General features: G+C 72.6%; 1 protein-coding gene. It reads right to left on the minus strand.

Annotated elements, in window-relative coordinates:
* On the minus strand, positions 1–932 hold a 932-nt coding region (locus EQG76_RS31405; protein WP_159719127.1), incomplete at both ends, for an iron chelate uptake ABC transporter family permease subunit.

A 932-nucleotide genomic window follows, 5' to 3' on the forward strand; every position in this document is an offset into this window, starting at 1 on the left:
ACCGCCGAGCGGCAGGATATCCAGCCAGCGCGACAGAAACGGCAGGGGCAGGATCAGGAGGATGGCGCCTAGCAGCGCCACCAGTGCCTCGCCGGTCGCGAGCCGGTCGGTGGAGCCGGTCATCCAGACCAGCAGGGTGAAGGACTGGGCGGTGCCGGTGGCGAGCACTGCCGTCATCATGGCCAGGCACGCGGCACCGATCGCCACGCCGGCCAGCAGCAGCCGCTCGGGCCCGAACCCGCTGCGTGCGCCAAAAGCCAGGATCAGCATGAGGGCCAACAGCGAGCCACATGCGCTGCCGGTCAGCAGCAAAGCGGGGCCGGGTACCGTCGCCAGCAGCAGGACGGCACCCAGGCCGGCACCGGCACCGGCGCTCACGCCCAGCACTTCCGGGCTGGCCATCGGGTTACCGGTCAGGCGTTGCAGCAGCGTACCGGCGGCACCGAGCAGGGCGCCCGCGGCCAGCGCCGCCGCCACGCGCGGCAGGCGAAACGGCAGGAGATCGGCGAACAGGCTGCCAGTGGCGAGCTGCCAGCCGGCATGGCTGCGGCCCAACACCAGGCAGGCCAGCACCAGGCCGGCGACCGCAAGCAGCAGCCAGAGCATTGTCCGCCACGGCCGCTCTCGCCGCGGCAGGTGCACCGGTGCCGGCGGCAAAGGCGGGCGCTCGCCGATCGGCAGGCGCGGCAGCAGCCAAAGCAGGAGCGGGCCGCCGAGCAGGCCGGTAGCGGCACCGGTCGGCACCAGATCGCTGCCGGCATCCGAGAGCAGCTGGACGATGCCGTCGGAGAGCCACAGGATCACACCGCCCAGGATCGGTGCTGCCAGGAGGGCCTGCCGCTGGCCGCGCAGCCCGCTCAGACGGGTGAACGCCGGTGCCGCCAAGCCGACAAAGCCAATCACCCCTACCAGTGCCGTGACGCTCGCCGCCA

Origin of the sequence: Geminicoccus flavidas (genome assembly GCF_009806515.1) — a bacterium.
Taxonomy (GTDB): Bacteria; Pseudomonadota; Alphaproteobacteria; order Geminicoccales; family Geminicoccaceae; genus Geminicoccus; species Geminicoccus flavidus.